We start from the raw sequence: 22,662 nt of genomic DNA, 5'->3' as shown, positions 1-22,662 counted from the left end.
ACACTAGCTAAATTATTCAACCTAAAACCAGCGAGACAAAACATGCTCAAACTCGATAACCACGCATCTGGACGCCATTTCTTACATATTCCTGGCCCAAGTCCAGTCCCCCCACGCGTTTTGCGTGCAATCAGCTATCAAACGATCGACCATCGTGGCCCTGAGTTTGGTCAGTTTGGTTTAAAGGTTCTTGATGGCATTAAAAAGATTTTTAAGACCGAGCACCCAGTCATTATTTATTCCGCTTCTGGAACCGGTTCTTGGGAGGGTGCTTTAGTAAACGTACTGAACCCTGGTGATAAGGTGCTCTTTTATGAGACTGGCCAGTTTGCGAATTTATGGCGTGCACTTGGCAAGCGTCTTGGCCTTGATGTTGAGGTGGTGGGTAAGACTGGACAAGACTCTTGGCGTTGGGGTGTAGATGCTTCGGTAATTGAAGAGCGTTTGCGCAAAGATACTGGGCACGAAATTAAAGCGGTTTGCGTCGTGCACAACGAAACTTCTACAGGCGTTACTTCAAATATTGCTAACGTTCGTAAAGCAATTGATTCTTTAAAGCACCCAGCTTTGTTGTTGGTCGATAGTGTGTCTGGCTTAGGTTCTGCAGATTATGAGCATGATCAGTGGGGCGCTGACGTGACTATCTCTGGCTCGCAAAAAGGTTTGATGTTGCCGCCCGGTATTGGCTTTAATGCTTTATCACCTAGAGCAATTGAGGTTAGCAAGGCCAACAAAATGCCGAAAGCATATTGGGCTTGGGATGAAATCCTCGAATCAAATAAAACGGGTTTTTGGCCAACCACCCCAAGTACTAATCTGATGTATGGCTTGCATGAAGCCATGGATATGATGATGGCTGAGGGTCTCGATACCATTTTTGCACGTCACCAACGTTTGGCTGCGGCCTGCCGTGAAGCTGTGAAAGCATGGGGCTTAGAGGTTCAGTGCCAAGATACCGATTGCTATTCTCCTGTGCTCACTTGTATCGCTACACCTGACGGAATGGATGCCGATGTACTACGTAAACATGCTTTAGAAAAGTTCAATCTTTCTTTAGGTACCGGTCTTGGCAAGATCAAAGGAAAGGCCTTCCGCATTGGCCATTTGGGTGACTGCAATGAACTAAATCTCATGGCTGCCTTAAGTGGCGTAGAGATGAGCTTAGGTTCTATGGGCTTTAAACCGAAGGCAAGCGGGGTAGTTGCGGCTCAAGAGTTCCTTAAATAAGAAGTACTTAGGGCAAGTTAGCGCAAATGAGGATGGGTGGAGCTGGGTTCCTCAGGGTCAATCTGGCTACACCCCTTATAATTCAAGTACTTATATAGAAGTGCATTAATTAGACACAACATATTCGAGACAGAAAGATTAAACATGTTAGCTACCAAACCATACTTAACTCAAGCTGATGCGCAAAAGATTTTGGACGCCGCAAACCAATATGCCGCTGAAAATAATTTGGCAGTGACGATTGCCGTTTGTGATGATGGTGGTCATATGTTGGGCTTAATACGCCGTGATGGTTGTGCTCCTGTATCTGCTTACATTGCGCAAGAAAAGGCACGCACTGCAGCAATGGGTAAACGCGAGAGCCGTGTTTACGAAGAAATTATTAACAATGGCCGCACCTCTTTTTTATCTGCCCCACATATTTCAGGCATGTTAGAGGGTGGGGTCAATATCGATGTAAATGGATTTACCATCGGCGCAGTCGGCGTTTCCGGCGTTAAATCGACCGAGGATGCCGCCACTGCTAAGGCCGGCATTGCGGCCATCTTATAAGTTTTCTTTTGACAAATACTGCTACTGAAATAATTTCCTCCACAGGGGCTGACGATACAGTCGCCCCTAACGTTACTCTCGATGCCCCTCCAGCAACAATTACTTTTGCCGATTTTGGTTTAGATCCAAAGATTCAAAAGGCAGTACTTGAGCAGGGATACACCACCCCAACTCCGATTCAAGCGCAATCGATTCCGCATGTTTTAGCGGGAAGTGACTTGATGGGTGCTGCACAAACGGGGACTGGTAAAACAGCCGCCTTTGTATTGCCAATCATTCAAAAGATTTTGCGTCATGCTAGTAGTAGTGCTTCACCGGCCCGTCATCCAATTCGCGCCTTGGTGCTCACGCCAACCAGAGAATTGGCGGTGCAGGTGGCGGAGAATGCTGCAAATTACTCGAAGCATACTGATTTGCGTGCCGCTGTTGTCTACGGTGGCGTGGATATGAAAGAGCAAGTTGCGATTTTGCGTAATGGTGTTGAGATTTTGATTGCAACACCAGGGCGCTTGCTTGACCACATTGGCTCAAAAGTTGCCAATTTGTCTCAGGTAGAAATTTTAGTTCTGGACGAGGCTGACCGCATGCTAGATATGGGTTTCTTGCCAGATCTACAGCGCATCATTAATTTGATTCCAGCGCAAAGACAGACTTTGTTGTTCTCAGCAACCTTTTCGCCAGAAATTAAAAAGTTGGCACAAAGCTATTTGCGAACTCCGGTCACCGTAGAGGTAGCGCGTCAGAATGCTGCTGCTGATACGGTCAAGCAAGTGATTCATATGGTGGCTTCTGCTGATAAGCAGCGTGCCATTGTGAAAGTTTTAGAAGCCCGTACACGCCAAGGTTTATCGCGTCAATGCATCATCTTCACCAATAGTCGTTTGGGCTGTGCCAAGCTATCCCGTGCGCTTGAGCGAGATGGCATCAAAGCGGGCGCGATTCATGGTGATAAGAGTCAAGGTGAACGTACTCTGACATTAGATGCATTTAAGTCTGGTGCTATCGAAGCTTTAGTGGCAACCGATGTTGCGGCCCGTGGTTTAGATATTCCGGACATGCCTTGTGTAATCAATCACGAATTACCATACAACGCAGAAGACTTTATTCATCGTATTGGCCGTACAGGTCGCGCTGGTAGTACAGGCGATGCGATTGCTTTAGTGGATGCCAGTGAAAAGCGCTTACTTGACGATATCGAAAAATTGATGAAGCGTAAGCTCGATATCAAACCTTTGCCAGAGGGGGCTCCTTCACAAAGCAGGCCATCTTCAAGTGGACATTCATCAAGCAGTACACCAGCAAAAATGTCAGACCCATTTTTTTACAAACCTTACGAACCAACTGCTATCCCTCAATCCGCTGAGAGCGCAAAACCTGAGCAGAAAAAAGTGGGGATTACTCCAGCTAAGCCAGCTGTCGGTGCTTTGCTGGGCGGATTCAAGAAGAAATAAAGTAGTAACTGTATTTGGAAGGCTAATCAGCTTTCCAAGCATGAGTGGCTGCTAAGAGCCACTCTGCAATGCTGACATTTTTACCATCAGGCAAATTTTTCAATCCTAAATGCTTTGCTGCTTTGCGTAATTCCGTAAGAGAATGCTGTCCATCTTGAGTATTAATCTGCGCTGCTAAAGTTTGCTTGCTTAATTTCTCGCCATGTTCATCGAGCACCAAGGGAAGATGCAGGTATTGCGGTGTTGAATACCCCAATACTTTTTGCAAATGAATTTGCCTTGCAGTGTTGCTGAGTAAATCTTCGCCTCGCACTATATGGGTAATCCCCTGCTGCGCATCATCCACGACCACTGCAAGCTGATAGGTATATAGACCATCGTTTCTACGTAGAACAAAATCACCTATTTGCTTATTGAGGTCTTGGCTTTGATGGCCAAGTGCTAAATCCTCAAACTCAATGTGGCAATCTCGCGGGAGGGCAAGTCGCCAAGCAGCTCCGGTGTTGAATAATTCTGGCGAATTGCTTTCCAGCAGATTTGGTCTGCAAGTTCCTGGGTAGACCATTTCTTGGTTGCGGGGGGTTTGGATACCCAACCTTGCCAGGCTAGTGGCAATCGTTTGCCTAGAGCAGCAGCAGGGAAAGACTAATTTCAACTGATTTAGCCGCCCTAAAGCGCTCTGGTAGAGCTCTTGACGCTTGGATTGGTGGGTTAACTCTTCGTCCCAAGAAAGGCCGCAGGCAAGTAGTTGTGCCTGTATTTGCTGGTCTGCCCCCGGGATGCATCTGGGAGTGTCTAAATCCTCTATTCTGAGTAGCCACTTACCCCCATTTTTGCGGGCATCTAACCAGCTTCCAAGGGCGGCAACTAGTGAACCGGCATGGAGTGGACCAGTGGGCGAGGGGGCAAATCGCCCGCGGTAGCCGTCGGCTGGGGATGAGGGGTTTTTGAAGGTGGACACAGCTAAAATCATCTCATGGCTTCACCCCGTTTTGTTCATCTTCGCCTTCATTCCGAGTTTTCGATTACGGATGGCGTCGTTCGTATTGACGATGCCGTAGCAGCAGCTGTTAAAGATGAGATGGGCGCTTTAGCCCTGACCGATCTTAGTAATTTATTTGGTTTGGTGCGTTTTTATACTGCTGCTCGTTCTGGCGGTATCAAGCCAATTGCCGGGGCTGATGTTTGGGTGAGTAACCCCCAAGATCCAGATCAACCGCATCGCCTATTGCTTTTGGTGCAAAACCATTCGGGTTACTTAAATCTATGCGAGTTATTGAGTAGAGCTTCTTTAGATAATCAATCACGTGGTCGTGCTGAAGTTGACTCTAGATGGTTTAGTGAGCCTGCTGCAAAAGCTGAAGATAAAGCTAGCAAGAAAACCCTTGCTTATGGATTAATAGCGCTTTCGGGTGCGCGCCACGGTGAAGTGGGTGGCGCTTTATTGGCTGGCCAAGAAGATCAAGCCAAGACTGCTGCAAGACGTTATGAAAAGCTATTCCCGAAGTCTTTCTATATCGAAGTGCAGCGAGGCGGCCATCAGCAGGATGAGAAGCAGCTCCAGCTAGCTTGCCATTTAGCTAGCGAACTCCAGTTGCCAGTGGTGGCGACCCACCCAGTGCAGTTCATGCAAAAGAGCGATTTCACGGCCCATGAGGCGCGGGTATGTATTGCTGAAGGTGAGTTACTGGGCAATCCAAGGCGTACTAAGAAATTTAATGACGAGCAATACTTCTTAACGCAAGCAGAAATGGAACAGCGTTTTGCAGATTTACCTGCCGCAATAGCGAACTCTGTAGAAATTGCCAAACGTTGCAATTTGTCGCTCGTACTCGGTCAACCGCGTCTGCCAGATTTTCCAACGCCCCCCGGTATTACGCTGGATGAATATTTACTGGCTCAATCTGAAGTTGGGTTAGAGCGTCACATGCAGCGTAATTTCCCCGACGCAGAAGAGCGTGCCCAAGAAATGCCACGTTATCACGAGCGTTTAGTGTTTGAGGTAAAGACGATTTCTCAAATGGGCTTCCCAGGCTACTTTTTGATCGTGGCGGACTTCATTAACTGGGCTAAAAATAATGGTGTGCCCGTAGGCCCAGGTCGTGGATCTGGTGCGGGCTCCTTAGTGGCTTACTCTCTAGGTATTACTGATCTAGACCCACTGCGTTACAACCTCCTCTTTGAGCGCTTTTTAAATCCAGAGCGGGTATCAATGCCTGACTTTGATATCGACTTTTGCCAACACGGTCGTGACCGTGTAATTCAGTACGTTAAAGATAAATACGGCAAGGATGCGGTGAGTCAGATCGCTACCTTTGGAACGATGGCGGCGCGAGCTGCGATTCGGGACGTGGGGCGTGTACTTGAGCAGGGTTATAACTTTGTGGATGGCATTGCTAAGCTTGTTCCAAATAAGCCAGGTCAGTACATGACGATTGAAATGGCCAAGAAAGAAGAGAAGCAATTAGCTGAGCGCGAGAAGAATGAAGATGAGGTGCGCCAGCTTCTTTCCCTTGCGCAGCAATTGGAAGGTATGACCCGTAACGTGGGTATGCATGCTGGCGGCGTGTTGATTGCTCCTGGGCGCTTAACGGATTTTTGTCCACTCTATACGCAGGAGAGTAAAGACCAAGACAGTAGTTCTGTCATCAGCCAGTTCGATAAAGATGACGTAGAGGCAATTGGCTTGGTGAAGTTCGACTTCTTGGGTTTAACTACGCTCACCATCCTAGCTGCAGCGGAGCGCTGGATTAAAACACTTCATGATGATCGCAAGGATTGGAGTATTAGTGATATTGCGCTCGATGATGAAAAAGCGTTTGATGTACTGAAGAGGGCTAATACGGTTGCTGTATTCCAGTTAGAAAGCCGCGGCATGCAGGGCATGCTTCGTGATGCAAAGCCGGATCGCTTTGAAGACATTATTGCCTTAGTAGCCCTGTATCGCCCAGGCCCAATGGACCTCATTCCGGACTTTATTGAACGTAAGCACGGTCGTCAAAAAGTGGAGTATCCAGATCCGCGGATTGAGCCTGTTCTGCGTGAAACCTACGGCATCATGGTTTACCAAGAGCAGGTGATGCAGATGGCACAGATGATTGGGGGCTACTCATTGGGCGGCGCTGATATGTTGCGCCGGGCGATGGGCAAGAAAAAACCTGAAGAGATGGCACAGCATCGCAAGATCTTTAGTGATGGTGCAAAAGCGGGCGGTATTAGCGAAGCCAAAGCGAATGAGATCTATGACTTAATGGAGCGCTTTGCAGGCTATGGATTTAATAAATCTCACGCTGCTGCCTATGCGCTCCTCGCTTATCAAACTGCCTGGCTCAAAGCTTACTACCCAGCAGAATTTATGGCGGCCAACTTATCGCTCGCGATGGATGACACCGATAAGGTAAAGATTCTGTATGACGATTGTTTAGCTAATCAGATTCGGGTTTTCTCACCCGATATCAACACGGGCGTATATGACTTCACGCCTTTACGTGCTCCAGATGCCGCTCCTGATTCACCGATTAGTCATATTCGTTATGGTCTAGGCGCTGTGAGGGGCACTGGTGAAGCAGCGATTGAAGCAATAGTGAAAGCGCGCGAGACTGGCGGCCCATTCAAGGACTTATTTGATTTCTGCGCAAGAGTAGATCGCCGCCAAGTCAATCGGCGAGCCATTGAGGCGCTCATGCGCGCTGGTGCATTTGATAGCCTCTATCGCGATTCAGTTCCTGTGGGCGGCAATCTGTATGACATTCGCTCCACCTTACTCGCTTCTTTGGCAAGAGCAATTGAAGCTGCAGAACAAGCAGAGGCTTCGATTCATCAGGTCAGCTTGTTTGAATCTGCAGGCGAAGAGGATCGCCATCTCCCAGAGTTGGTACGTGAACCCATTTGGTCTGAGAAAAAACGCTTGCAAGAAGAAAAGACTTCTTTGGGACTTTGCCTAACGGGTCATATGTTTGATGCCTACCGTGATGAGACGGCGCATTTCATACGCCAGCCTTTAGCTAAAGTGGCCGAAGGTAAGGATCAATTGATTGCCGGCATTATTACTTCAGCACGCATGCTGACTGGCCAGCGTGGTCGCATGATGATTGCGACGATTGATGATGGCAGTGCTGCTATTGAGGTAACTCTTTATAGCGAAGTGTATGAACCCAATCGCTCCTGGCTTAAAGAAGATGAGATGCTGATTGCTAAGGTCAATGTCACGCCGGATAAATTCTCAGGTGGTATGCGAGTTGTTTCGGAGGCGGTGATGGATATTACGGGCGCACGTATGCGCTTTGCTCGTAATGTTCATGTTTGCATTGATTCGGCAATTGATTTAAAGACGCTGCGTAGTCAAATAGGCCCTTATTTAATGACCAATCGTGTACGTGACCCTAAGTTGGGCCCTACCCCACCAGCAATGCCAGGATCTAATGACGGCGTAAAAGGTTTGATGTTGACTGCCGCTGTAACTACTAATGGCGGGGCGTGCTTAATGCAGTTCCCAGAAGAATTGCGGATCTATCCTGATGACGCTTGTTTACACAGCCTGAATCAATTGCTGTCCTCTAAACAAAAAGACCCCGTTCAGGTTCAATACCACTAAGTCATTTTTATCGTTTGCTCAATTGCTGCAATCACTTGAGCCGGCTCTAATAAATCCAAGCATTCACTATAACTGTCGGCGTGATCAAGACAGCCTGCCTTTCGGCAAGGAACGCATTCACCAGGACCTTGCAAGATCGTGACATGACCAACAGTTTGGGTACGGGCATGCAATTGATAGGGTTGCTCGCCAATAAATCCATTAGGCCATGGGCCAAAGTTCGTTGGTGGAGTGGCGCCAAATAAAGTAATCGTAGGTGTGTTGCAAGCCGCTGCCAAATGGGTGATAGAGGTATCCACGCCAATGTATAAGGCGGCACCCCGTAATAAGGTACCTGCTTGCGGTATTGACAGCTTGCCTGCAGTATTAATGACTTTTGCAGCAGTCTCATCTGTCAATAGGGATAGGATGTCGTGATTGAGTTGTATATCTTGCTTGGCAGGTGAGGCACTTAATACCACCTGGAACCCCTTACTGACCAGCCAAGTGATGAGATGTTGCCAATATGCCAGCGGCCAGCGTTTGTATGCAGTGAGCGGCCCCGGATGAACCACTACATAGGGTTGCACCAGCGCATTAATAATTCCTGGAGTCAGCGCCTCACCCTCAGGAGGTGTTACAGAAGTGGGTTTGCTAAATAATTCAGATGGGTTTCTGAAGAAGATTTCGAGTAAGCGCAGCTTCTCAGCGATGACGTGTTGATTGAAGTAATCCACATCTACGGTATGCATACAGATGAGTTTCTTCCAAGCATTCTGCTTCTCACTTTTACTTCTCTTGGATTGATCTTTTGCGTCTTTGCCTTGGGGGTGGCCACCCAAAACACCGACTCTTCTGAGGGCGGCAACTAAGCCGTACACATATGCACGATCGCTAGGCTGAGTCACGATAGCTAAGTCGTAGCGCTGAAATAATCTATTGAAGAGGGAAAGGTATTCGCCAAAACCTGGTCGGTCTGAAGTTTCGATAATCTCGCTAATGTCAGGATTGCCATAGAGCATATCGAGCTTACCGCGATAGCCCAAAAAATGAAACTCTGCATCAGGCCACAATTCTCTAGCTTTGCTAATCAGTGGAGTCGTGACCAGCACATCCCCAATTTGCCGAGTGGCAATAAAGAGCACCTTTTTAGGTTTCAAGTCTGAATAAGCATTCATTTTCAAGCAGGCCATTACATTGCCTTCGCTAAAATTTTTTCACGAACACGACGAGCATTCTCAGCAGCATTACTTTGATCATTGATTTTATGAAAGAGATGTAATACTTCCGTTGCCCATGAGCCTGATTTACGAATAATGTGATGGCGTTGCAGGCGGAAGATGAAATCAGCATCTTCATGGCCCCAGCCCGTCATAGCCTCATCAAAACCATTGATTGCCTCGGCATCTGCTTTCCAGCAGGCCATATTGCAACCTTTAATACGACGCCAAACAAATTTTTTGTAATCTCGCCATGTGCCATTTCCAAGCTTCATCTTAAGTGGCCAGTATTTATTGATGCCACCACTCAGGCGCTTAGCTAAAAGTCTAGTGCAAAAGCACTGAAAGTCCCAATGCGGCCAAGTGATGAGCTCTTGAGTGAGTTTTTCATTAAGCAGCACTCTACTGCCGGTTACTAGATATCCCTTTTGCGCTAAGTCGCGATGACGCGCAACAAAATCGGGTTGCACAATACAATCCCCATCTAGAAAAATAAGGTAGTCACCATGTGCAGCAGCAATTGCTCGATTCAGAATGAGGGTTTTCCGAAAACCTTGATCCTCTTGCCACAAATGTTCCGTTGGGATTAGGCAAGATTTTTTGAACTGCTCAATGACTTGCTTAGTACTATCGGTCGAGCCATCATCAGCAATGATGATCTCAAAATTGCGATCGGTTTGTGTAGCCAGAGACTCTAGGCAGAGCTTAAGTGCTTGCGGCCAGTTATAGGTGGCCAACAAAATCGAAATCATTTACTGGCGCCCTGATTCAGATGCCACAGCTTGATGTAACGATAGTAGGTGCCTTGGCCATTAGAGATGGCCAAGGCAAATCCTTGGGCGCCATCTAAGAATCCAGCACGAATCACATAAGTGCGCAAGAATGCCCAGCAACCATGGAGCACTGCTTTTACAGGGCTACTCGTTTTGCCTTTAGCAAAAGCCTGCTCTGCAGAGGCAGTGGAATAACGATCTAACTTTTGTAGAACTTGGGAGTAGTTCATGAAGCTATAGTGCAGCATCGGATTTTTTAGTTTGGTCACTTGCCCCTGCGGAATTAACCTCTCATGTACTAGGTCATCTGAGAAGCGAGCGGTGCCACGCTTAAAAAGACGATCTACATAATCTGGGCTCCAGCCAGAATGGCGGATAAAGCGCCCGCAATACCAAGATAGCCGCGGAATGGCAAAGCAGTCCACATGGGCGTTGTGGTTTATGGTTGTCAGAATTTCAGTCCGAAGGGCAGGGGTTAGCCTCTCGTCAGCATCTAAAGATAGCACCCACTCACCAGTTGCCAGATCTAAAGAACGGTTCTTTTGGGGGCCAAAACCAGGCCAATCAGGCGGGCTGGCAATAATAGCTCTATAGTTTTTAGCTATCTCTAGGGTACGGTCATTGCTGGCCGTATCGACCACTACGATCTGTTGGGCAATACCCTCCAGGGAGGCTAGACAAGCGTCCAAATTGGCCTCTTCATTGCGGGTGATGAGTATGACTGATAAGGTGGGCATAATTCATTATATGAATGCTCAAGACCGTACTGCCCTAAATCGCTTAATTACCTATCTCAAGCCCCATATTCGGCTGATTCTTGGCTCTTTAGTGGCCATGGCCTTTGTGGCTGCTGCTGAGACCTCAATTCCGGCGCTAATGAAGCCTTTGCTTGATCGTGGTTTCACCGGTCAACTTAATAGCAAACTTTGGCAAGTCCCCGTTTTCTTAGTCGGCTTGGCAATGATCCGCAGCTTAGCCCAGTTCTTTTCTAACTATTTATTGTCAAAAGTTATTAATTCTGTTCTTCTCAAACTGCGCGAGCAAATGTTTGAAACATTGCTGCATGCGAGTACCACCTTTTTCCAAAAGAACTCTGCATCCAATTTAATTAACGCAGTAGTCTTTGAGGTAAATAATGTTCTGACCGTCATGGGTGGAATGTTGATCAGCTTAGTCCGAGATTCTCTCACGGTAGTGGGTTTAATGGCTTACCTAATTTATTTAAATTGGCAGTTAACACTCGTTGTGCTGGTAATTTTCCCAGTCATCGCCTACATCATGAGTAAGGTTAATCGGCGCCTCAGATCCTTAAATCGTGAACAGCAAACACTCACCAGTGATTTGGCATACATTGTTGAGGAGGCAGCTGCTGGCTATAAGATAGTGAAGGTTCATAGTGCCGAGCAATATGAGATGAATCGCTTTCTGGAAAAGGCGGAGCGTTTGCGCCAATTTGCCTTGAAGTCTGCAGTAGCAGGCGGCTTAAATCAACCAATCACTCAACTGATCGCATCGATGGCCTTGTCCGTGGTGCTGGTGATTGCTTTGATGCAGTCAGCCACGGAAGGAACAACGGTTGGAGGCTTTGCAGCTTTCATCACTGCAATGATGCTGGTGATTTCCCCCTTGAAACACTTGGCCGATATTAATCAACCTTTACAACGAGGCCTCACTGCGGCCGAGATGATTTTCGGGCTCATGGATCAACCCTTAGAAGAGGCCGAAGATCGTAGGGTCAATATGAAGTCCTTAGATAAAGCAAAAGGCGGTATTCGTTTTGAGGATGTTGGGTTCTCTTATCAACAAGAGATTGGTCGTCAAGACGCCTTGCGCGGAATTAATCTCGCTATCAAGCCAGGTGAAGTGGTGGCTTTTGTTGGGCCCTCTGGCGGCGGTAAATCTACCTTAGTCAATTTACTGCCTCGCTTCTTTAAGCCAACTAGTGGCCATATTTTCTTGGACGATATTCCTTTGGAAGATATTGTCTTAGCCGATGTCAGAAAACAAATCGCCTTTGTTAGTCAGGATGTGATTTTGTTTAACGATACGATTGCTGCAAACGTCGCCTATGGCGCTCCAGCTCAAGAGGGCATTGATCGCGGACGTGCGATTGAAGCTTTGGAGGCGGCCAACCTGGGTGCCCTTATGAAAGAGTTGCCAGAAGGCATTGATTCAATGATTGGCGATAACGGTAATCGCCTATCTGGCGGACAGCGTCAACGTCTGGCAATTGCTCGAGCTATTTATAAGAATGCCCCAATTTTGATCTTGGATGAGGCCACCTCTGCCTTAGATTCAGAGTCAGAGCGTCAAGTGCAAGATGCCCTAGATCGACTGATGGCCGGTAGAACTACTTTGGTCATTGCTCATCGCCTATCGACGATCGAACACGCTGATCGGATTGTGGTGCTTGAGCATGGTCAAATCGTCGAGAATGGCTCACATGAAGATTTAATCAAAAAAGATGGTCTGTATGCAAACTTGCACCGCATTCAGTTCTCAAACGCTTAAAGGGTAATTAACTCAGAACGATGTCGTACTGCTCTTGGCGAAAGCTACCCTCAGCTTGCAAAGTGATAGGTTTACCAATGAAGTCACCTAGTTGAGCCAAGAATTGGTTTTCTTCTTCCAGGAATAAATCAATCACATCGGGGGCAGCAACGATTCTAAATTCGCGAGGATTGAATTGACGATGCTCGCGCACAATCTCACGCAAGATTTCATAGCAGATGGTTTGAGCAGTTTTGATCTCACCCTTACCCATACAGGTAGCGCATGGCTCACAGGTGATATGGGCTAGGGATTCGCGCGTACGTTTGCGGGTCATCTCCACCAGACCTAAAGCAGAAAACTCGCTGATTGAGGTGCGTGCATGGTCACGATCTAGATTGCGTTTGAGCTCATGCAGAACGGATTCCTGATGGTCTTTGCCCAGCATGTCAATAAAGTCAATGATGATGATGCCGCCTAAATTGCGTAAACGCAGTTGACGGGCAATTGCTTGGGCCGCTTCTAAATTGGTTTTAAAAACGGTGTCATCTAAATTGCGTGCGCCAACATAGCTGCCCGTGTTCACATCAATCGTTGTCATGGACTCTGTCTGGTCAATCATGAGATAGCCGCCAGACTTGAGGTCCACTCTGCGACCCAAAGCTTTATTAATCTCGGCATCGACATCAAATAAGTCGAAAAGGGCGCGTTCACCCCGATGTAAGGTGAGTTTGCCCAAAAGGTTGGGCATATACAAATTGGTAAATGCTTTGAGCTTTTCAAAGTTCTCTGCAGAATCCACCCGAATTTGGGTCGTTTCTTCGCCGGCTACATCGCGCAAGACTCGTTCAGCAAGGCTTAGGTCTTGATAAAGCAGGCTGGGGGCAGCGTTGTGTTTCATGGCTTCCCGAATATTTTCCCAGGTAGTGCGCAAGTAATGCATGTCATGCTGAAGTTCGTAATCAGAGGCATCTTGAGCGCTGGTTCGTACAATAATGCCGCCTTTTTCATCTGCTGCCATCAGACCGGCAAGTCGAGTTTTAATGGCTTCGCGCTCCTCGAGTTGGTCGATGCGTTGAGATACGCCAATATATTTTTCGACGACAGGGTCGCTCCCTGCTGGTGGAAGGTAGACTAAATTGCGGCCAGCGATGCTGAGTTGGGTTGTTAATCGAGCACCCTTAGTGCCCAGCGGATCTTTCAAGACTTGTACTAAGAGTGTTTGCCCCTCAAACAACAGCTTTTCTATTTGTGCTTGTGGATTGTTTTGGATGATGTCGGCAACGTGCATAAAAGCGGTGCGCTCAAGACCAATTTCAACAAATGCAGACTGCATGCCGGGAAGCACACGCACAACTTTAGCAAGATAGATGTTGCCGACAATGCCACGTTGGCGAGTGCGCTCGATTTGTAATTCTTGAACGGCGCCTTGTTGAATTAAGGCTACTCGCGTTTCTTGTGGGGTGATATTGATGAGGATTTCTTCATTCATATGCATGACACTTGAGCGCGCTCTAGAAGTTGTGCAGTTTCAAATATAGGTAGCCCCATGATACCGCTATAGCTCCCCTCAATTGAGGGAATGAATGCACCCCCAAGTCCCTGAATGCCATAGGCACCTGCCTTCCCAAAGGGTTCAGCACTAGCAATATAAGCATCGATCTGCTCTTGCGATAGATGGGCGAATTGAACTTTGGATACTTGCACTAAGCAAAGTGGCTTTTCGCTGGGGTTGACAGTGATGGCAACAGCAGTGAGAACTTCATGGGTTTTGCCGCTCAACAGATTTAAGATGCGCGCCGCATCAATTGCATCTACAGGTTTTCCTAAAATCTCACCTTCAAGACTATTGGGTAGACTCACAGTGGTGTCTGCACATAAGATCGGTGCCCATGCAAGATCGGTCTTTTGCCAACGTGTTAAAGCAGCAGCACTCTTCGCTAGGGTAACGCGCTCAACATAAGTCCGCGCTTTTTCATGGAGAAGGGGGGTTTCAATGCGCTCACTATCTTCGTCCGGAGTGGGCGCCAACATCTCAAAGCACACTCCCATTTGTTTTAATAGTTCTTGGCGGCGTGGACTTTGTGAGGCAAGGTAGATAAAAGAATGCAAAGAATTACTCACGATGGTAGGGGTGTCCCTGCAAAATAGTCCAAGCACGATAGAGCTGTTCAACCAGCAGCACTCTTGCCATTGCATGCGGCAAGGTAAGGCTAGAAAGTCGCCATATAGATTGTGTATTGGTCTTAAGGCTGGCATCAAGACCATCAGCGCCACCAATCAAGAAGGTCATATCAAAACCCTCTTGGCGCCATGAAGCCAACTGGTTAGCTAGGTCTTGCGTTGTTTGATCTTTGCCGCGCTCATCAAGAGCAATGACTCTTGAGCCTTTTGGAATAGCAGCAACTATCTTGATGGCTTCTTTGGCTGGGGTGAGATCGGGTTTGATCTCCTTAATTTCAATACTGCAATCTACCGGCATCCGTTTGACATAGTCATGCGTTGCTGAGGTAACCCAATCGGGCATTTTGTGACCAACAGAAACAATGGTTAGGCGCATTGACTAGTAAATCAATTATGGAGGAGTTATTTATTCGTCGTCTTCAAGTTCGCTGGCTTTTATCAGCCCTTTGCTACCAGCCAATTTGACGCGCACCGGCTTTGCACCCCACATACCCTCTAACTGATAGTAGGAGCGCAGCATCGGCTGCAAGATATGGACAACGATATCACCGCAATCAACCAAGACCCATTCACCAGTTTCCAATCCTTCAATGGAGATGACCTCACCACCTTTGGCATTGACATCCTCTTTGACAGACATTGCCAGTGATCGTGTTTGGCGGTTGCTTGAACCGGTGGCAATGATCACGCGATCAAATAGCTCGCTTAGTTTTGTGGTGTCATAAACGCGAATATCCTGCGCTTTAACATCTTCGAGTGCATCAATAATGACGCGTTGTAATTTACGTAATTCCATAGTCTTTCAGTGATATTTCTCTAGTATTTAAGGTGATCTTAGCTTGATTACTGATACAGGCCCAGATTTGTAATGATTTGCAGGGTGTGAGATGAAATTTGCTCTGACTCAATCTGCCCTCGGGCAGGAGTTTTAAGGCGATTGCGCAGATCGGTAGAGGAGAGGTCGACTGATAGGCTTTCATCAATATAGATGAGGCCTGCCGGCTGATTTTCAAGGGCTGCTGGGTCTAATATTTGATGGACTTTTAGTAATTCTTTAATCTCAGGGCTCATCTCAGCATCCAGATCGTAATGCGGCCGACTCGTCACTGCAAAGTGCATAAATTTAAACAAATCACGCCAAGAGTTCCAGCTTGGAAGATGAATGAGTGAATCTACACCCGTCAGCCAAATGAGGCTTGCTTCAGGGCCAAAGCGCTCACGTAGCGATTTAGCAGTGTCAATACTGTAGCTTGGGCCTGCGCGTTCTATCTCAATTCGGTCAACACCAATGCGGGTTGGAATTTTTAAATATAAGAATGCTCTGGCTAGATCTATAGCGGCAGCTTCTGTCAGTTGAAAGCGAATTTCTGCCGGCGTAATGTCTGAGCCTTTTTGCCATGGTTCACCACTAGGTATTAGCAGTAATTCATCTAATTGCAGCATTTCTGCGAAATGGCTTGCTAGTTTTAAGTGGCCTACGTGGGGTGGGTCAAAAGTTCCCCCTAGGATGCCAATTTTCTGAATGGTACTCAAGCTAACCAATCGCGCGGTTTGAGATAGTAATCATATAGCTTGGCCTCAGGTGTGCCGGGCTTGGGTTGCCAGTTGTACCACCACTGGACCACTGGCGGCATCGACATCAAGATCGATTCTGTTCGGCCACCAGAATGAAGTCCGAAGATAGTGCCACGGTCAAAGATAAGATTGTATTCAACATAGCGACCTCGACGGTATTCTTGGAATGATTTTTCTTCGGAGGTGAATGCATCTTGATAGCGGCGCTGCACGATTGGTAGATAGGCGCTAATGAATGCATCACCTACGGCGCGAGTCATTGCAAAGCTTTGCTCAAAACCCAGCTCATGAAAGTCATCAAAGAATACTCCCCCAATACCGCGCGGTTCTTCACGATGCTTGAGGTAGAAATACTCATCGCACCATTTTTTAAAGCGTGGATAAAGCGCCTCACCAAATGGATCCAATGCATCTTTGGCGGACTGATGAAAGTATTTACAGTCTTCATCAATGCCGTAATAAGGAGTGAGGTCAAAGCCCCCACCAAACCACCATACCGGCTCTTTATCTGGAGCTTGCGCAATAAAGCAGCGCACATTCATATGGGTGGTGGGCACTTTAGGATTATTTGGATGAAAGACAAGCGATACTCCCATTGCCTCAAAGCTGCGACCAGCCAGTTCAGGGCGGTGATGTGAGGCAGAGGGGGGCATTTGATCGCCGCGGACGTGTGAAAAGCCAACCCCACCTTTTTCTAAAATATTGCCACCATCCAAAATGCAGGTGCGGCCATAACCCTTGAGTTTGCTGTCTTCGGGTTTATGCCATTCATCGGCCATAAAAGCTTTGCCATCGAGTGCACTCATCGCAGCTGTGATGCGATCTTGTAGGCCTAAAAAATAATCCTTTAAGGCTGCGATATCAATTTGAGTATGCTGTGTTGACAAGGGAGTGGCTTTGGATGGACTTATTTAATGGCGCGGTAGCCAATATCTTTACGATATTGCATGCCGTCAAACTGAATTTGCTTAATGACTTCATAAGCTTTTTGCTGAGCGCCACGAACAGTATCTGCAAGACCTACGACACACAGCACACGGCCACCAGAGGTAACTACTTTGCCGTCTTGCAATTTAGTACCAGCGTGAAAAGTGATTTGATCTTCGGTATCGATAGGAATGCCGGTAATGACATCACCGTGACGAGGAGTATCTGGATAGCGATGGGCTGCAAGAACCACGCCTAAGGCCGTGCGACGATCCCATTCTAAATCGACTTCATTGAGCTTGCCATCTATGGCGTGATCCAAGACATTCACCAGGTTGCTACGCAAGCGAGCCATAATGGGTTGTGTTTCTGGGTCACCCATACGGCAATTAAATTCTAAAGTTTTGATCTTGCCGTCTGGCGCAATCATTAAGCCGGCATATAAAAAGCCTGTGTACGGAATGCCATCAGATTCCATACCTTTGACCGTTGGCATGATCACTTCACGCATGGCGCGAGCATGGATTTCTGGTGTAACAACCGGGGCGGGGGAGTAAGCACCCATGCCGCCAGTATTGGGACCTTGATCGGCATCGAGTAAACGCTTGTGATCTTGACTTGTTGCTAAAGCAAGAACGTTCTTGCCGTCAACGAGCACAATAAAACTGGCTTCCTCACCAGTCAGAAACTCCTCAATGACAACACGTGCACCAGCATTACCCAGTTTGTTATCAGCCAGCATCATGTCTGCGGCGGTGTGCGCTTCATCTAAGTTCATCGCCACTACAACGCCTTTGCCTGCAGCAAGACCATCCGCTTTGATCACGATTGGTGCACCTTTAGCATCAATGTATGCATGAGCTTCAAGAGCGCTAGAAAAAGTTTGGTAATCCGCAGTCGGAATACCATGACGCTTCATAAATGCCTTGGAAAAATCTTTAGATGATTCCAATTGCGCTGCTAGTTGTGTTGGACCAAAAATACGCAAACCATTATTACGGAAGACGTCCACAATGCCAGCAGCCAATGGAGCCTCCGGCCCAACTACAGTGAGATGTATTTTTTCGCGTTTGGCAAAATCAGCCAGCTCTTGCAGATCGGTGATGGGTAGATTCTCGATGCCAACAGCAGTTTTTTTAGCGGTGGCAGTGCCGCCATTGCCTGGTGCCACATAAACAGTTTGTACTTGAGGTGATTGCGCAAGTTTCCATGCTAATGCATGTTCGCGTCCACCGGATCCAATGAGAAGAATTTTCATAGCGAGTTGTGACTCAAGTAAGTAAGAGGGTTACAGGGCGGCGTTCGTAAAGACATCTTGAACGTCGTCTAAATTTTCAAGAGCATCTAGTAGTTTTTGCATACCTTCTGCTTGATCACCTTCTAAGGCAATCTCAGTTTCAGGGCGCATCGCAACAGTAGCCAATTCGGGCTTGAGACCTGCTTGATGAATAGCATCTTGTACCTTGGTGAAATCTGGCACTGGTGTAAGCACCTCAAAAGAGCCATCTTCATGGGTAATGACATCTTCAGCGCCAGCATCTAGTGCAACTTCCATGAGTTGATCTTCGCTGGTGCCTGGTGCAAATAGCATTTGGCCACAATGCTTAAACAGGAAAGCAACTGATCCCTCGGTACCCATATTGCCCCCATTTTTATTAAAGGCATGGCGAACTTCTGCAACGGTGCGCGTGCGGTTATCGGTAAGGCAGTCAACAATAATGGCAGCGCCATTGATGCCGTAACCTTCATAACGAATCTCTTCGTAGTTCACGCCTTCGAGTGAGCCTGTGCCCCTTTGAATTGCCCTTTGCACATTATCGTTAGGCATATTGGAGTCTTTAGCCTTATCGATAGCCAAGCGCAAACGCGGATTGGTTGCAACATCGCCGCCACCCAATTTGGCAGCAACAGTAATTTCTTTAATGAGTTTGGTCCAAATCTTGCCGCGTTTTTCGTCTTGACGACCCTTGCGGTGCTGAATATTGGCCCATTTCGAGTGGCCGGCCATACAGGTAATTCCTTTTATTAATTTGGCTAGAAGTCTTCATTTTAAGGTCTTCTAGACCAAAGGTAGAGGCTTACTAGCCATTTTTTGTTACACTCTCATGTCTTAGCAGTAACAAAGTGTCAAAGTTAAGCAGAATTTCCACTGCAAACACCTGCCTCGGTGATGGAATTGGTAGACGTGCCGGACTCAAAATCCGGTGCCGCAAGGCGTGGCGGTTCGAGTCCGCCCCGAGGCACCACTCAAATGACGATTTAGCCTTTGAGCCCCAAATTCTTAAATTTCGTACGAATCCGATTCATTGTTCATCGCTTGCTCGACGATTTTCTTTGTCAAGGTTGGGGAGAAGAGTTCAATGAAGGTGTAAACAAAAGAGCGCAGATAAGCGCCTTGCTTGACGCCAAGATGCGTCACGTTGTTACCAAATAAATGGCCTGCCGGAATGACTTTCAGATTGCGATCCCTCTCAGGATCATAGGCGTGACCTGCGACGATACCGATGCCCATGCCAGTTTCAACATAGGTTTTAATAACGTCCGCATCAATTGCTTCCAAAATAATATCGGGACTTAAGTTGCGCTGGGAAAAGGCAGCGTCAATTTTGCTGCGACCGGCAAATGCTTTGTCATAAGTGATGATTGGATATTTAACAATTTCTTCTAGAGTCGCCGTAGCTTGGTTTAGTAGAGGGTGGCTTAAGGGCACCATGACAACGTGTTGCCATTGATATCCCGGAAGCGCAAGGACCCCTGGTGTATTCGCAATACCTTCGGTGGCGATGGCGATATCGGCGCGATCATGAATGAGTAGCTCAGCAATTTGTCCAGGGCTACCTTGCTGAATGCTGACGCGTACTTTTGGAAAGCGCTTAGTGAACTCAGTAAGCACTTTAGGGAGTGCGTAGCGAGCTTGTGTATGCGTTGTAGCAATCACAAAGTTACCCTGGTCTTGACTCGCAAAATCCTTGCCAACACGCCTTAAGGTTTCTACTTCATCCAAAATGCGCTCAATAGAGCTCAGAATTCTTTTTCCTGGTTCGGTAAGTGAGCGAATTCGTTTGCCGTGGCGACGAAAGATCTCTACACCCAATTCATCTTCCAGCTCAATAATGGCTTTGGATACTCCGGGCTGCGAGGTGAAGAGCGCCTTAGCGGCGGTTGTCAGATTGAAGTTTTGTCTAACTGCTTCGCGCACAAAGCGGAATTGATGAAGATTCATATGGATTCCTAGCTATATATCAACAGAGATATAGGAATTAAATTCTAAATGAATTTTGGGTATTAAGCTTTAGAAACCCAGCGTAATCCAATAAGGGCCAAGAGGAAATACAGGAGGGGTGGCGTCAAGGCAGTCATAAAAGCAGGCCAGGATCCCAATAGCCCAACATTTGAAAATAGTGAGTTGAAGAGTTGAAAACTCATGCCAAGCATGATTCCACCAAAAACTTTAATACCTACGCTTCCAGCACGCACTTTTAGATAAGCAAAAGGCAGCGCTAAAGCCAGCATCACAAAAATCGTAAAGGGATAAATTACTTTTTTCCAGAAGGCGATAGAGTGACGTTGCGCATCTTGTTTGTTATCGCGAAGATGGGAGATAAAGCGACCTAAGCTAACGATAGACATTTTTTCCGGGCTAATCAGTAGCACATTCAGAATTTGGGGCGTGACCTCAGATTCTAAAGTGAGGATCGGGTGCGTAAAGGTGCGTGATGAAAAGACTGGGTTCAACGGATCACTTTGCTTAGTTTCCTTGAAGCGAGTTTCTATAACATCATTGAGTACCCAGATGCCAGTTTCATCGAACTGACCTGAGGCGGCACTTCTAATCGACAGCAGATGGTATGAATCATTAAATTCATACATCCGAATATTGGTGATCTCATTGTCTTTATCAACTTTGCCTACGTTCACGTAACGCACACCAGGCCGAACTGGCCCGCTACCATCTTCATCACGCAGGCGATCTTTAACCCAAACGCCCGTTCTAAATTGTGATGAGTAGGCAGAACCTAGGGCCTTCATGCGAATTTGATCTGATTTGGCTTCTGTATAAGGGCCAACCCATTCACTCATGATCAGTGTGAGCGCTACCAATGGCAGGGAGATTTTAGTGAGGGTAATGAGCCCACGTTTTACGTCCAAACCAGCAATGCGCAAGATTGTAAATTCGGATTGGCTGGCGAGCATCGCAAAAACATAAATACTGCCGATCAGTCCGGCAATCGGAATAATTTCTGAGATGCGATTAGGCGCCTTCAGCAGTACATGGAGTAGTGCAAGGGGCAGCGTATAGCCGCCCTGGACAGAGCCCAGCTCGCTCAATATGTCGAAGAATAAAAATAAGGCTACAAGCGCAAACAAAATAAAACCAAATGCTGCATAAATTTGCTTGGCTAAATAACGCTCATAAATAAAAGGAAAGAGCATCTTCATTTGCTTGCCAGTCTGGCAGGTAATTGACGACGCCACCATTTTAGAGATGGATTAATTCGATTGCGTATCAGAAAAATGGCAATGAGAAGTGCTAGCAAGTGAATTGGCCATATGCCAACTAGCATGCTTACTTTTCCTTTTGCGACAAAGTTTTGTGTGAGGTTTAGTAAGTTGCTATAAATCAAATAAATCAATACCGCATAAAACATGGCGGTGTAGTTACCGAGTCGTGGGTTTACGTAAGCCAGGGGAATGGCAATGAGCACTAATCCAAGGGCCATGAGTGGCAGGCCAATGCGCCAAAGCAATTCGGCTCGATTGGGGTTGATGGTGTCTGGGGTGGATTCATTTAGCAATTCAGAGATTGTTTTTTCCCGATCTCGCGGGGGTGGCGCTAGAGTATCTTTGCTGTGGACTTTGGTTGTGTATTCATCGAACTCTAAAATCCTAAAGTCCGGGTGAGTTGGTTGACCTTCGTAGCGCCGCCCATGATTAAGGATGATCGATTTTTCTCCACCTGCGGAGTTTTGTATAAACCCTGTTGAGGAGACGGCAACACTGAGCCTGCCATTCTTGGAGTCAGCCACGAAAATATTCTTTACTTCGCTTTTATCAATATCGAGCTCTTCAATAAAAAACACACGCTCTGCTTTTGCTGATTCTTTAAATTGTCCGGCACTCACCATGGAAACGTCATCACGTTGTTGAAAGCGTTGACTAATTAGGGTGGATTCGCGATTGGCCCAGGGCCATACAAAAAGTGCGAGTAATGCAATAACAATAATGAGTGGTGTCGCAAATTGCAGTATGGGGCGTATTAAATTCGTGACACTTAGGCCGCTCGTGAACCACACAATCATTTCTGAGTCTTTGTACCAGCGAACCAGGACAATGAGGGTTGCTACAAACAAAGAAACTGTTAGTAAGACTGCTAGGTAGCCGAGAGTAGCTAATGCAATTAAAACCAGGGCATCCTCGGGGTTAACGGCACCATTTGCGGCATAACCCAAAATTCGGATCACCAAGGTGGTTACCATGATGGTGACCAAGACCAAAAAGACGCCACCAGTTGTAAAACTGAGTTCGCGGCGGAGGGCTTGGTTAAAAATCATGTGAAGCGGTTTATCTGGATTCTGGGCTTATTGTTAGGGTTTAAATGGCATATATTGGTGCAGATAAAAGAAGTTCATCGCATGTCGGAGGATAATGGATAAAAGACTCCTTTTAGTAATTTCCTAACCACTTGAATC

The 22,662-nt window shown here is 47.0% G+C and carries 19 protein-coding genes, 1 tRNA gene and 1 pseudogene; 6 read left to right on the top strand and 15 right to left on the bottom strand.

What is annotated here, in order from left to right; genetic code table 11:
• Nucleotides 1–42: 42 nt before the first annotated feature.
• The 3 genes from C2740_RS06625 to C2740_RS06615 all read left to right on the top strand — a co-directional run bounded on the left by C2740_RS06625 (nt 43) and on the right by C2740_RS06615 (nt 3,230).
• Complete coding sequence (locus C2740_RS06625) at nt 43–1,227, top strand: alanine--glyoxylate aminotransferase family protein (RefSeq protein WP_215292522.1); 1,185 nt, start codon at nt 43–45, stop codon at nt 1,225–1,227.
• Between the two features lie 144 nt (nt 1,228–1,371).
• The gene (locus C2740_RS06620) at nt 1,372–1,779 is read left to right on the top strand and encodes a heme-binding protein (protein WP_215292520.1); all 408 of its coding nucleotides are present in this window, start codon (nt 1,372–1,374) and stop codon (nt 1,777–1,779) included.
• Between the two features lie 8 nt (nt 1,780–1,787).
• Nucleotides 1,788–3,230 (top strand): DEAD/DEAH box helicase, encoded by a 1,443-nt coding sequence (locus C2740_RS06615; RefSeq protein ID WP_215292518.1) that lies wholly within the window; start codon nt 1,788–1,790, stop codon nt 3,228–3,230.
• Nucleotides 3,231–3,252: 22 nt separating this feature from the next.
• On the opposite strand, the gene gluQRS is transcribed toward C2740_RS06615, so the two are convergent.
• On the bottom strand, nt 3,253–4,203 hold the full coding sequence (gluQRS, locus tag C2740_RS06610) for a tRNA glutamyl-Q(34) synthetase GluQRS (RefSeq protein ID WP_215292516.1): 951 nt from the start codon (nt 4,201–4,203) through the stop codon (nt 3,253–3,255).
• A 3-nt stretch (nt 4,204–4,206) separates the two neighbouring features.
• Here gluQRS and dnaE point away from each other — a divergent pair, with 3 nt between their 5' ends.
• Entirely contained in the window at nt 4,207–7,824 is a 3,618-nt protein-coding gene (gene dnaE, locus C2740_RS06605) for a DNA polymerase III subunit alpha (protein ID WP_215292514.1), read from the top strand.
• Here dnaE and C2740_RS06600 read toward each other — a convergent pair.
• From C2740_RS06600 to C2740_RS06590, 3 genes are read right to left on the bottom strand one after another with little or no spacing between them, the layout of a single operon-like run.
• Complete coding sequence (locus C2740_RS06600) at nt 7,821–8,996, bottom strand: glycosyltransferase family 9 protein (RefSeq protein WP_251369611.1); 1,176 nt, start codon at nt 8,994–8,996, stop codon at nt 7,821–7,823. The two genes, dnaE and C2740_RS06600, sit on opposite strands and share 4 nt — an antisense overlap.
• Nucleotides 8,996–9,775 carry a glycosyltransferase family 2 protein gene (locus C2740_RS06595; RefSeq protein ID WP_215292512.1) on the bottom strand — a complete coding sequence of 260 codons (780 nt, stop codon included), beginning with the start codon at nt 9,773–9,775 and terminating at the stop codon, nt 8,996–8,998. The genes C2740_RS06600 and C2740_RS06595 overlap by 1 nt, the downstream gene beginning before the upstream one ends.
• Nucleotides 9,772–10,533 (bottom strand): glycosyltransferase family 2 protein, encoded by a 762-nt coding sequence (locus tag C2740_RS06590; protein WP_215292510.1) that lies wholly within the window; start codon nt 10,531–10,533, stop codon nt 9,772–9,774. Before C2740_RS06590 ends, C2740_RS06595 begins: the two co-directional genes overlap by 4 nt.
• A gap of 10 nt (nt 10,534–10,543) precedes the next feature.
• Here C2740_RS06590 and msbA point away from each other — a divergent pair, with 10 nt between their 5' ends.
• Nucleotides 10,544–12,307: a lipid A export permease/ATP-binding protein MsbA gene (gene msbA / locus C2740_RS06585; RefSeq protein WP_215292508.1), complete on the top strand. Its 1,764-nt coding sequence runs from the start codon at nt 10,544–10,546 to the stop codon at nt 12,305–12,307.
• 7 nt (nt 12,308–12,314) lie between these two features.
• Here the strand turns inward: msbA and rng are convergent, their stop codons facing one another.
• From rng to C2740_RS06545, 8 genes and pseudogenes are all read right to left on the bottom strand, one after another.
• Nucleotides 12,315–13,778 carry a ribonuclease G gene (gene rng / locus C2740_RS06580; RefSeq protein ID WP_215294343.1) on the bottom strand — a complete coding sequence of 488 codons (1,464 nt, stop codon included), beginning with the start codon at nt 13,776–13,778 and terminating at the stop codon, nt 12,315–12,317.
• Nucleotides 13,775–14,398 (bottom strand): nucleoside triphosphate pyrophosphatase, encoded by a 624-nt coding sequence (locus C2740_RS06575; RefSeq protein ID WP_256440750.1) that lies wholly within the window; start codon nt 14,396–14,398, stop codon nt 13,775–13,777. Before C2740_RS06575 ends, rng begins: the two co-directional genes overlap by 4 nt.
• 4 nt (nt 14,399–14,402) lie before the next feature.
• Complete coding sequence (rlmH, locus tag C2740_RS06570; protein ID WP_215292504.1) at nt 14,403–14,846, bottom strand: 23S rRNA (pseudouridine(1915)-N(3))-methyltransferase RlmH; 444 nt, start codon at nt 14,844–14,846, stop codon at nt 14,403–14,405.
• Between the two features lie 33 nt (nt 14,847–14,879).
• A pseudogene (gene rsfS / locus C2740_RS06565) lies at nt 14,880–15,266 on the bottom strand (ribosome silencing factor); the annotation flags it as partial.
• A 47-nt stretch (nt 15,267–15,313) separates the two neighbouring features.
• Entirely contained in the window at nt 15,314–16,003 is a 690-nt protein-coding gene (locus C2740_RS06560) for a nicotinate-nucleotide adenylyltransferase (protein ID WP_215292500.1), read from the bottom strand.
• Nucleotides 16,000–16,911, bottom strand: coding sequence for an oxygen-dependent coproporphyrinogen oxidase (hemF, locus tag C2740_RS06555; RefSeq protein ID WP_215294342.1), 912 nt, complete (start codon nt 16,909–16,911; stop codon nt 16,000–16,002). Before hemF ends, C2740_RS06560 begins: the two co-directional genes overlap by 4 nt.
• 41 nt (nt 16,912–16,952) lie before the next feature.
• Nucleotides 16,953–18,230, bottom strand: a complete 1,278-nt coding sequence (gene purD / locus C2740_RS06550) for a phosphoribosylamine--glycine ligase (protein ID WP_215292498.1) — start codon at nt 18,228–18,230, stop codon at nt 16,953–16,955.
• Between the two features lie 30 nt (nt 18,231–18,260).
• On the bottom strand, nt 18,261–18,980 hold the full coding sequence (locus C2740_RS06545) for a YebC/PmpR family DNA-binding transcriptional regulator (RefSeq protein ID WP_215292496.1): 720 nt from the start codon (nt 18,978–18,980) through the stop codon (nt 18,261–18,263).
• Nucleotides 18,981–19,133: 153 nt separating this feature from the next.
• On the opposite strand from C2740_RS06545, the gene C2740_RS06540 reads away from it, so the two are divergent.
• A tRNA-Leu gene (locus tag C2740_RS06540) sits at nt 19,134–19,218 on the top strand.
• Between the two features lie 35 nt (nt 19,219–19,253).
• Here the strand turns inward: C2740_RS06540 and C2740_RS06535 are convergent.
• From C2740_RS06535 to lptF, 3 genes are all read right to left on the bottom strand, one after another.
• Nucleotides 19,254–20,195, bottom strand: coding sequence for a CysB family HTH-type transcriptional regulator (locus C2740_RS06535; RefSeq protein WP_215292494.1), 942 nt, complete (start codon nt 20,193–20,195; stop codon nt 19,254–19,256).
• Nucleotides 20,196–20,257: 62 nt separating this feature from the next.
• On the bottom strand, nt 20,258–21,412 hold the full coding sequence (lptG, locus tag C2740_RS06530; protein WP_215292492.1) for an LPS export ABC transporter permease LptG: 1,155 nt from the start codon (nt 21,410–21,412) through the stop codon (nt 20,258–20,260).
• A complete protein-coding gene (lptF, locus tag C2740_RS06525) occupies nt 21,409–22,524 on the bottom strand; it encodes an LPS export ABC transporter permease LptF (protein ID WP_215292490.1) in 1,116 nt (371 codons plus the stop codon). The genes lptG and lptF overlap by 4 nt, the downstream gene beginning before the upstream one ends.
• Nucleotides 22,525–22,662 lie beyond the last annotated feature (138 nt).

Origin of the sequence: Polynucleobacter sp. MG-5-Ahmo-C2, from assembly GCF_018687735.1 — a bacterium.
Classification (GTDB): Bacteria; Pseudomonadota; Gammaproteobacteria; order Burkholderiales; family Burkholderiaceae; genus Polynucleobacter.
The sequence above is the reverse complement of the archived record's forward strand: the minus strand, read 5'-3'. Positions and strand labels throughout refer to the sequence as shown.

Excerpts from the sequence above, each read along its gene's own strand:
- C2740_RS06625 (WP_215292522.1), top strand. The coding sequence starts at position 43 with ATGCTCAAACTCGATAACCACGCATCTGGACGCCATTTCTTACATATT.
- C2740_RS06620 (WP_215292520.1), top strand. The coding sequence starts at position 1,372 with ATGTTAGCTACCAAACCATACTTAACTCAAGCTGATGCGCAAAAGATT.
- gluQRS (WP_215292516.1), bottom strand. The coding sequence starts at position 4,203 with ATGATTTTAGCTGTGTCCACCTTCAAAAACCCCTCATCCCCAGCCGAC.
- dnaE (WP_215292514.1), top strand. The coding sequence starts at position 4,207 with ATGGCTTCACCCCGTTTTGTTCATCTTCGCCTTCATTCCGAGTTTTCG.
- C2740_RS06600 (WP_251369611.1), bottom strand. The coding sequence starts at position 8,996 with ATGGCCTGCTTGAAAATGAATGCTTATTCAGACTTGAAACCTAAAAAG.
- C2740_RS06595 (WP_215292512.1), bottom strand. The coding sequence starts at position 9,775 with ATGATTTCGATTTTGTTGGCCACCTATAACTGGCCGCAAGCACTTAAG.
- C2740_RS06590 (WP_215292510.1), bottom strand. The coding sequence starts at position 10,533 with ATGCCCACCTTATCAGTCATACTCATCACCCGCAATGAAGAGGCCAAT.
- msbA (WP_215292508.1), top strand. The coding sequence starts at position 10,544 with ATGAATGCTCAAGACCGTACTGCCCTAAATCGCTTAATTACCTATCTC.
- rng (WP_215294343.1), bottom strand. The coding sequence starts at position 13,778 with ATGAATGAAGAAATCCTCATCAATATCACCCCACAAGAAACGCGAGTA.
- rlmH (WP_215292504.1), bottom strand. The coding sequence starts at position 14,846 with ATGCGCCTAACCATTGTTTCTGTTGGTCACAAAATGCCCGATTGGGTT.
- purD (WP_215292498.1), bottom strand. The coding sequence starts at position 18,230 with ATGAAAATTCTTCTCATTGGATCCGGTGGACGCGAACATGCATTAGCA.
- C2740_RS06545 (WP_215292496.1), bottom strand. The coding sequence starts at position 18,980 with ATGGCCGGCCACTCGAAATGGGCCAATATTCAGCACCGCAAGGGTCGT.
- C2740_RS06535 (WP_215292494.1), bottom strand. The coding sequence starts at position 20,195 with ATGAATCTTCATCAATTCCGCTTTGTGCGCGAAGCAGTTAGACAAAAC.
- lptG (WP_215292492.1), bottom strand. The coding sequence starts at position 21,412 with ATGAAGATGCTCTTTCCTTTTATTTATGAGCGTTATTTAGCCAAGCAA.
- lptF (WP_215292490.1), bottom strand. The coding sequence starts at position 22,524 with ATGATTTTTAACCAAGCCCTCCGCCGCGAACTCAGTTTTACAACTGGT.